A 9312-nucleotide genomic window follows, 5' to 3' on the forward strand; every position below is an offset into this window, starting at 1 on the left:
CTATTTCAATCCCAACAAATGGTTGATCTGGCCCTGGTCCACCGTGCTGCCCGCGAAATCATCGAACGCGCGTTCGGCCACATGGATGATGTGCTCGCGGATGAAGCGCGCGCCCTCGGCCGCGCCATCTTCCGGGTGTTTCAGACAGCATTCCCACTCCAGCACGGCCCAGCCGGGGAAGTCGTACTGCGCCATCTTCGAGAAGATCGCCTTGAAATCGATCTGCCCGTCGCCCAGCGAGCGGAAGCGCCCGGCCCGCTCCTGCCAGTCGCCATAGCCGCCATACACGCCCTGGCGCCCGTTGGGCCGAAATTCCGCATCCTTGACGTGAAACGCCTTGATGCGCGCGTGATAGATGTCGATGAACGCCAGGTAGTCGAGCTGCTGCAGCACGAAGTGGCTGGGGTCGTACAGAATCGACGCGCGCGGGTGGTCGTTCACGGCATCGAGAAACCGCTCGAAGGTCACGCCGTCGTGCAAGTCCTCGCCCGGATGCAGTTCATAGCAGAGGTCCACGCCGGCCGCGTCAAACGCGTCGAGGATGGGTAGCCAGCGCCTGGCCAGTTCGGCGAACGCCGTTTCCACCAGGCCGGCCGGGCGCTGCGGCCACGGATACAGATACGGCCAGGCCAGCGCGCCGGAAAACGTTACGTGCGCCTTGAGGCCCAGGCGCTGCGAGGCGGTGGCCGCCCACAGCAGTTGCTGCGTGGCCCAGGCAGTACGGGCAAGCGGATCGCCGCGCACCTGTTCCGGCGCGAAGCCGTCGAACAGCGCGTCGTAAGCCGGATGCACGGCGATCAGCTGGCCCTGCAAGTGCGTCGACAATTCCGTCACCTGCAAGCCGTGGCGCGCCAGCATGGCGGCCACGTCATCGCAGTACTGCTGGCTGCTTGCTGCCTGCTCCAGGTCGAACAGGCGCGGCGCCGTGGGCAGCTGCAAGCCCTTGTAGCCCAGGCCGGCCGCCCATTGCGCCAGGTGCTCGAGCGAGTCGAACGGCGGCTCCTCGCCGAGAAACTGGGCCAGGAAAATGGCCGGGCCCTGGATGGTTTTCATGGGTATCCTTTAGCCCCCAGGACTCTGGCACTGGAGGAGGTTCGGTTAAAAAGGCGAGTTCGGAAAGTAAAACTGCTTGGCGTTCTCGCGCGTGATCAGCACCGAGGGGATGATCGTATTGGCCGGCAATTTATCACCTTTCAGGCGCGCTTCCGTCGTCAGCTTGATGGCGTCGTACATGAACTTGGGCGAGTACGACACGTCGGCCACGATCAGCGGGTCGGAGCCATCCATGATCTTTTTCACGGCACCCTTCGCGCCCGCGCCGCCGAACACCTGCTTGATGTCCGTGCGCTTGGCTTGCGCGATGGCCTTCTGCACGCCGATGGCCATGTCGTCATCGGCGGCCCAGACGGCGTCGATCTGCTTGAAGCGGGTCAGGTAATCCTGCATGACCTTGAAGGCATCGTCGCGGTTCCAGTTGCCATACTTGGCATCCAAGACCTTGATCTCGGGATGGCCTTTCATGACGGCGGAAAAAGAGTCAAAGCGTTCGTTGTCCAAGGTGGTCGGCATGCCGCGCAGCGCGACGATATTGCCCTTGCCTTTTAAACTCTTCGCCAGGTATTCGGCGGGCAGCTTGCCGAAGGCCGTGTTGTCGCCCGCGATGTACGCATCCTGCGACTGCGTGTTCGTCAAGCCGCGGTCCACCACGGTGACGTAGACGCCCTTGTTTTTTACCTGCGCCACGGGTTGCGTCAGCGAGGCCGATTCGATGGGAAAGATCACCAGGGTGTTGATCTTGTTGACCGTCAGCATGTCCTGCAGTTGATTGGCCTGTTCGGGCGCCGTGGCGGCCGTCTTGACAATGATTTTCACGCCAGGATGGGCTTTCTCGAGTTCCGCCTTGGCCTGGTTGGCCCACCACACGATGCCGGAAGTAAAGCTGTGCGTGGCCGTGGGAATGGCCACGCCGACCACCAATTTTTCAGCGGCCTGCGCACCCGGCATTGCCCACGCTTGCATCACCAGTACCGCCATCCCTGCTACACGAATGAAACGCTTCATGCTGCTCTCCTCCAAGGTTGTGGGCGCCCGTTGGCGGCCCATTCAGAACGCCGCTCTTGTTTTATTTGCGGCCTCGCTGCAGGAAGGCGACGGCGATGATCACCACGCCTTGCACTGCGGCATTCAGGTAGACACTGATGATGCTGGTCAAATTCAGGATATTGCTGATCACGGACAGCAGGATGGCGCCGATCACGGTGCCGACGATGCGCCCCTCGCCGCCTTTCAACGCCGTGCCGCCCACGACGACGGCGGCGATCGCTTCGAGTTCCCACAGCAAGCCCGTCGTCGGCGTGGCCGAACCCAGGCGCGGCACGTACAGCACCGTGGCGATGCCCACGCACACGCCCAGCAGCATGTAGGTGGCAATCTTGACCCTATCGACATGGATGGCCGCATAGCGCGCCACTTGCTCGTTGGAACCAATCGCCTGCACGTGGCGGCCGAAGGTGGTGCGGTTGAGAATGATGGCGCCAGCCGCGGCGACGAAGAGGAAAATCCAGATCGGGATCGGCGCGCCCAGCACGCTCGTGTAGTAGACGGGGCTGTACAGCTCGGACAGGGTGGCGTCCAGGGTCAGCGCGCCGCCGTCGGCCAGGTACGTGAGCACGGCGCGGAAGATGCCGAGGGTGCCCAGGGTCACGATGAACGGCTCGATATTGCCCTTGCTGATCAACAAGCCGTGCATGAGGCCGAAGCCGGCGCCAAGCACCAGAGCCATGGCGATGCCCAGCACCAGCATGGTGATGGGCGCCAGGTCGCCCCCCGCGCCTTGCGCCAGCGCATTCATGAAATAGATCATGCAGCCGGCGATCAGGGCCGCCATCGAGCCCACCGACAGATCGATGCCGCCGGAAATGATGACGAAAGTCATGCCCACGGCAATGATGCCGATAAACGCCGTGCGCGTGAGCACGTTCATCAGATTGTCCATGGTGGCGAAGTCGCCGTTGAGCAAGGTGCCCGCGATGCACAGAGATAACAAGCCCAGCACGGGGCCGAAGCCCTTGATGCGCGCGCCGAAGCGGGCAACGGTGGTGGCAAGCGGGGATACGGTGGTGTCAGTGCGTGCCGGTTGCATGGGCAATCAACTCCTCTTCGGTCAGGTGGTCAGCAGACAGGGTGGCTTGCAGGGTGCCGGCGCGCATCACGGCGACACGATGGCACAGGCCGATCAATTCGATCAGTTCCGATGAAATCACGATCACGGCGCGCCCTTCGGCGGCCAGGCGGTGAATCAAAAAGTAAATGTCGCGCTTGGCGCCCACGTCCACGCCACGGCTCGGTTCATCGAGCACGACGACGCGGGGATCCGAATGCAGGTATTTCGCCAGCGCCAGCTTTTGCTGGTTGCCACCGGACAGCATGCGCGCGCGGCTGTCCAGGTCGCCTGTGCGGATATTGAAATCTTCCACAGCCCTGGCCAGCGCCTGCTTCTCGCCCTTCACGTCGAGCCAGGGCCGCGCATAGCGCTCCATGGTCATCATCGTAAGGTTTTCGCGCAAGCCCAGGTTCACGTGCAGTCCTTTTCCTTTGCGGTCCTCGCTCAGGTAGGTCATACCATGCTGCATGGCTTGCTTGGGGCTACGGATGTCCACGGGCTGGCCATTGAGGTGGATCGTGCCCGCGCTGCGCGGACGCAAGCCCAGCAGCGCCTCGAACGCTTCCGTGCGCCCCGCGCCCACCAGGCCCGCAAAGCCCAGCACTTCGCCGGCGCGCACCTCGAATGACAGCGCTTTCGCCCAGCCGGGCACGCTCAAACCATCGACCTTCAACAGGATCGGGGCATCCGGCGCCAGCGCCACTTTCGCGGGGAACATGTCCGACAATTCGCGCCCCACCATCAGGTTCGCCATCTGCTGGCGCGTGAGGCTGGCCGTCGGCTCGCGCGTGACGAATCGCCCGTCGCGCATGACGATGACCTCGTCCGTGTTGCGTTCGACTTCGTCAAGCTTGTGGGAAATGTACAGAATCGTGACGCCATCGCTTTTCAGCTGCGCCATGACGGCGAACAGGCGCTGGGTTTCCGACGACGTCAGGGTGGCCGTGGGCTCGTCCATGATCAGGAAGCGGGCGCGGCGCGACAGGGCCTTGGCGATTTCCACCAGCTGTTTCTCGGCGACGATCAGGTCGCGGATTTTGGTGTCGGGCGACACGTCCAGGCCTACCTGTTTCAGGTAGCGCGACGCTTCTGCGCGCATGGCGGCCTCGTCGAGCAGCCAGCCGCGCGTCTTTTCGTGGCCGAGGAACATGTTTTGCGCCACCGTCAGGTGCTCGGCCAAGTTGAATTCCTGGTGGATCAGCACGATGCCGGCGGCCTCCGCCGCGCGCGAACTGGCGAAGCGCCGGGGCTGGCCATCGATCAGCAGCTGGCCATCGCTCACGCTTTCATAACCAGCGAGAATTTTCATCAGGGTCGACTTGCCGGCGCCGTTTTCGCCCAGCAAGCCATACACGCGCCCGGGCGGCAAGGTAAAACTGACGCCATGCAAGACGCGCACGGGGCCGAAATCCTTGCACACCCCCTCGAAACCGACGGCAACGCTCACTATGCACTCCCCCGTAGAATTAATTGATGTTGCAGCAGCACGCCGGGTACCTGCACCGCCGGGTCCGCCAAACGCTGCAGCAGCAGGCGGGCCGCCGTCTCACCCAGCTCGCGCATCGGTTGCGCAATCGTGGTGAGGCCCGGGTCCATCTGCGCGGCGATGGCGATATCGTCGAAGCCGATGACGGCCACGTCCTCGGGCACGCGCAGCTTCAACTGGCGCAGCGCGCTCAAGACGCCGATGGCCAGCGTATCGGAGACGGCAAAGATGGCCGTGGGCGCATCGGGCTGCGCCATCATGCGCAGGGTGGCGGCCGTGCCCGCTTCATAGTCGAGGCTTTGCACCGTGTGCACCCATTGCGGCTGCACGCTCAGGCCGGCAGCGGCCAGGGTGTCGAGATAGCCTTGCTGGCGTTGCCGCGCGTACAGATAGCGTTCATCCGAATTGATCAGGCCGATGCGCGTATGACCGCACGACAGCAGGTGCGCGACGGCATCCGACGCGGCCCGGTGGTTGTCGATGCCGACATAGGGCACGGCCACGCCGGGGTCGAATTCGCAGCAGGCCACCCACGGCAGGCTGACCGATTCATGCGACAGCGCATGCTGCACCGTGTCCGGGTCCAGGCAGATAGCGCCATCGGCGCGGTGCATGCGCAGCAAGTCGAAGTAGGAGCGCTCGCGGCCCGCGTCGGCGCCCGTGTCGCACAGCAGCACGAAGTAGCCGTGTTCGCGCGCCACCGTATCGATGCCGCGCACGATCTGCGCATAGAAGGGGTTGCCCACATCGGGCACCATGGTCAGCAGCATGCGGCTCTCGGCCGTGCGCAGGCTGCGCGCCAGGTGGTTCATGCGGTAGCCGAGCGCGGCCACGGACGCGAGCACCTTGTCGCGCGTCGGCGCCCGTACGCCTGCCTGCTCGTTCATCACGCGCGAGACGGTGGCCACCGACACGCCCGCATGCGCGGCGACGGCGCTGATGGAGACGGTTTCGGTCGGCAAGGAAGACGGGACGGCTGGCGGCATGGCGGTTTCACATAAATGTAATCGATTACATTTATAGGCCAGCCGCGCGCGCGATGCAAACATTATCGATGCTGCGGTGCGCAAAAAAACAGGCGGGAAAGGGACGGGAAAACGGCCCTGGGCGGACCGTCGGATACAGCTATTTCTGGGACTGCAAGGCGGTCTGCTGCACGGCAAAACCGGCGCGCACGGCGGACAGGGCCGCCACCCACAGGATCAGGCCGGCACCGAGGCAGCCGACGGGATGGATGGGGCCATGGCGCACGGTGAACGGGTAGCCGATGGCCCACACGCACAGGGCCATGCCGATGGCCAGATGGCGACGCGCCTTGAACAGCCAGGCCAGCGGAAAGAAATGCAGGCCGACGATCAAGATGACGGCGGGAATGAACCACGCCTGCAGCCCCAGGTTTTTCAGGACGTTGCCGATGATGAAGATGGCGATCCATTGCCCCATGTTGACGATATTGAACAGCCGGCCCGCGCGCTTCGCTTGCGGCGATTGGTCCGCCGCCGCATGCGCGGCCCGGTGCCGGCTGAACTGGCGCCACGCCAGCATGAACAGCAGGACGGTGATGCCGGCGACCGGCAGCAAGCGCAAAGGCTGAGCGCCATACGTCTGCACGCACCAGGCGGCCACCCACAGGCCGCCAAACAGCGCAAAGAACATGGCGCCGATGGCGCTGCGGGCAAGAGCGACGGCTGGGTCGGGCTGTGCAGTCTGTGTCAGGATCATGGCAGGGTCTCCCGGTCAATCAAAGTGATTACTTCATCATCGCGCAAAACGTTTCGGGATTGCCGTCAAGAATGACGCCGCTGGGCCAGCGGTGGCTGCGCTGCTGGGCACGCAGCAGGGACGCGGCCAGGGCCGAGTCGCCATCGACGGCGTAGACGAAGACGGGCATGTTCATGCCGGCCGCGTCGCTCAGCAAGTTCGGATTGGCATCGAGGCTGCGCGCATCGACGTGCACGCCGACAGGCATGCCGATCTGTTGCTGCACGCGCTGCAGCCAGGGCTTGTCCAGCTTGGGCGGGCGGGCGTTTTTCGCGATATAGCGGCTGACCCGGTTGGCGCCGGCCGCCTGCGCATTGCGCGCGTCAAACACGAGCAGGCCCAGATAGCCCTGCGGATCGGCGCGGCGCGCGCAGGCAAGGTTGTTCGGCACGCCCGAGGTCAGAAACCAGTTGCCATGCTTGATGTTGGCGCGCAATTGCCCCACCAGGGTGGCGATGGGCGCGCAGGACGCCACGACATCCTTGATTTCCGCATTCAGGGTTTTCGCTGGGAACGCCGTCGCCAGGTCGGCCACCTCGGTCACAAAAGGCGGCGTTTCCGCCGTCGGCACGCCACGGTTCTTCATGCTGGCGGCACGCCAGTCGTCGGCCGTCAATTGCTTCACGGTGCGCGGCGATCCCGTGTCGACGACCCGGCCCGTCAACAGGTCGTGGTGCACCACCCAGCTGCCGTCGCCGAGCAGCTGCAGATCCGTCTCGACGCCGTCCCAGGTGCCGAAATACGTGTTGCGCAGCGCGCTCAGCGAGTTTTCCGGCGCATTGCCGGCGCCGCGGTGGGCATGCACCTTCATGCCCAGGCAGTCGGCCTGAACGGCCGTGCTGGCCATGCACAGCAGCAAGGCCAGCGCGGCCGCCTTATTTCTTTTCCGGGTGATAACCATATTCGAGTCCCTGCAAAATATTGATGCGGATCGCTTCGTTGACGGGGTAGCTATAGCCCTGCCCCACCGCCACGACGTGCGTGATATTGGCCAGCAAGCCCTTGCCGGCGATTTGCCAGCGCGTGCTGTCGCCGTCGGCCTGGCGGTTCCAGTCCAGCATCTGGCGGAACAGCTCGCTCTTCGTGACATTGTTGTCCGACAGGCTGAAGATACCCCAGGTTCCCAGGAAGGCACCGGCCAGCACGCCCGTGGCGATCCAGGCGGAACGGCGGCTCAGCTGGCCATCGGCGCCCGCCTGCTCGCCCCGGCGCGCCGCCAGCACCAGCAAACCCACGGTGGCGATCAGGTACAGCAGTTTCGAAAAGTGGCCGATGGCGCCCAGCAGGGAAAAGAACAGGGCGACGGGCGGCACGATGGCGGCGCGCGCCGCTTCCTTGCCCTCTGCATAATACTTGCCGCCCACTTCAAAGTCGCTGCGGCTGGCGCGGTACTCGACCAGCTTTTCCGCCGTCTGGCGCGCGGCGAACTGGTCGAACAGGCGGCTGAACTCGGCCGGGCTCGCATACGCATCCTGCACCACGGCGCCCTTGGGCAGCCGCAAGCCCTTGCTCGCTTCGCTGCCGTCGCCACCGTCCGGCCCGTCGCGCAGCACGGCCTGGATGCCGGGGCGCGCCACGAAGGCGGGGAAGGACAAGCCGGGCGGAATGCGGTCGCCCTTGACGGTCAAACCCTTGCCGGCCGCTTCCGATGCGTAGCGGCGCTTGACGGCCAGGCGGAAGCTCAATTGATCGGCAGGATGCCAGTTGGCCGACACGGGCACCTTTTTACGCACATTGTTGACCACGGCCGCCTTGCGCCGCGCCGGCACGGAATGCGGCTGCCAGCCGTGGCGCGACAGGCTTTGCCGGTAATCGTTCCACGCCGATTCCTGCTGCTGGCGCAAACCCGCATCGTCGTCGGGAATGATACCCGAATACAATTTCCACTTGTCATGCACTTCGCCGATCGCCTGCTGGTACTTGTCGTAGTAGCCGGCCGCGCCGCCGGCGATCTTGCGGACATTAAAGTTGATCAACTGTTCCTTGGCCGGCTCCATGCGCTCGTCGAGGTGGCCGACCGACACGGCCAGGAAAGGGAACAGGGCGAGGAAAGCCTTGCCTTCCGGCTTGGCAAACAGGCTGGCATCATCGACCAGGCCCTGCAATTGCAGGCTGCCGCCCACCAGCGAGCGCTGCATCAGGGTGGTATTGAAGGCCAGGCGGCGAAATTGCGCATCGCGCGTTTCGACCAGCACCGTGACCGTGGTCTTCAGAATGCCGAATACGACCGCCGCCGTGGCGACGCAGCAAAAGATGATTTTTTTCCAGCTGGGGCCGCTGCCATTGTTCTTCAGCCGGCGGCGCCACATCAGCTGCAGCACCACCAGCGCGGCGGCGATGCCCGACAGGCTGCGGCCATAGAATTCCACGCCTTCCACGTCGTGCGGCTTGACGTCGCCGCCCACCACGTCGAGCAAACGGGCATTGAAACCCAGCTCGCAGCACAAATAAATGATCGTCAGGACGATCAGGATCAAGGTCTGCCGGATTTGCAGACTGCGCAAACTCGCGGCCATCTTATTTCCTCAGGTCGATGACGACGGGCTTGATCTCTTCGGCCTGGAAGATCATCGGCGCCGCAGGGGCAGCCGCCGCGCTGCGCGCTGCAGGCAGGTTAATGGCAGGTACCGCCGCCCTGGCCGGGGTTTCCTGGCGGCGCGCCTTGGCGCTGGCGCGGCTGCCCGCTTTCGGCGCGGCGGCAGGCGTCGGGGCCGATGCCGGGGCCGGCGGGGCGGGGATCACGCGCCCGCTGTCGCTGCCAGGCATGGTGGCCATCGCCGGACCCGTGCCGCGCAGGCCGTCATCAGCAAACGGCTGGGCGCGCGTATCGACGCCGGGCGGCACGGCCACGCTGGCGTTGAGCAGGCGGTTGTCCGTGTAGATCATGCGCGACAGGCGGGTT

At 64.7% G+C, this 9312-nt stretch carries 8 protein-coding genes and 1 pseudogene; all 9 read right to left on the reverse strand.

Annotated features, from left to right (window positions below):
* On the reverse strand, window positions 1-1053 hold the full coding sequence (locus tag CBW66_RS18615) for a sugar phosphate isomerase/epimerase (RefSeq protein WP_086139966.1): 1053 nt from the start codon (window positions 1051-1053) through the stop codon (window positions 1-3).
* 45 nt (window positions 1054-1098) lie between these two features.
* The gene (locus CBW66_RS18620) at window positions 1099-2061 is read right to left on the reverse strand and encodes a substrate-binding domain-containing protein (RefSeq protein WP_086139967.1); all 963 of its coding nucleotides are present in this window, start codon (window positions 2059-2061) and stop codon (window positions 1099-1101) included.
* A gap of 61 nt (window positions 2062-2122) precedes the next feature.
* Window positions 2123-3142, reverse strand: a complete 1020-nt coding sequence (locus tag CBW66_RS18625; RefSeq protein ID WP_086139968.1) for an ABC transporter permease — start codon at window positions 3140-3142, stop codon at window positions 2123-2125.
* Window positions 3123-4610: a sugar ABC transporter ATP-binding protein gene (locus tag CBW66_RS18630; protein WP_086139969.1), complete on the reverse strand. Its 1488-nt coding sequence runs from the start codon at window positions 4608-4610 to the stop codon at window positions 3123-3125. Before CBW66_RS18630 ends, CBW66_RS18625 begins: the two co-directional genes overlap by 20 nt.
* On the reverse strand, window positions 4610-5635 hold the full coding sequence (locus CBW66_RS18635) for a LacI family DNA-binding transcriptional regulator (RefSeq protein ID WP_170933105.1): 1026 nt from the start codon (window positions 5633-5635) through the stop codon (window positions 4610-4612). The genes CBW66_RS18630 and CBW66_RS18635 overlap by 1 nt, the downstream gene beginning before the upstream one ends.
* A gap of 139 nt (window positions 5636-5774) precedes the next feature.
* On the reverse strand, window positions 5775-6371 hold the full coding sequence (locus CBW66_RS18640) for a hypothetical protein (RefSeq protein WP_086139971.1): 597 nt from the start codon (window positions 6369-6371) through the stop codon (window positions 5775-5777).
* A 28-nt stretch (window positions 6372-6399) separates the two neighbouring features.
* Window positions 6400-7311 (reverse strand): glycerophosphodiester phosphodiesterase, encoded by a 912-nt coding sequence (locus tag CBW66_RS18645; RefSeq protein ID WP_086139972.1) that lies wholly within the window; start codon window positions 7309-7311, stop codon window positions 6400-6402.
* Window positions 7286-8926, reverse strand: a complete 1641-nt coding sequence (locus tag CBW66_RS18650) for a hypothetical protein (protein ID WP_230492278.1) — start codon at window positions 8924-8926, stop codon at window positions 7286-7288. The genes CBW66_RS18645 and CBW66_RS18650 overlap by 26 nt, the downstream gene beginning before the upstream one ends.
* A gap of 1 nt (window position 8927) precedes the next feature.
* A pseudogene (locus CBW66_RS18655) lies at window positions 8928-9312 on the reverse strand (hypothetical protein); the annotation flags it as partial.

The sequence above is a fragment of the Janthinobacterium sp. GW456P genome, assembly GCF_002127655.1.
In the GTDB taxonomy this organism is placed as follows: domain Bacteria; phylum Pseudomonadota; class Gammaproteobacteria; order Burkholderiales; family Burkholderiaceae_D; genus Janthinobacterium.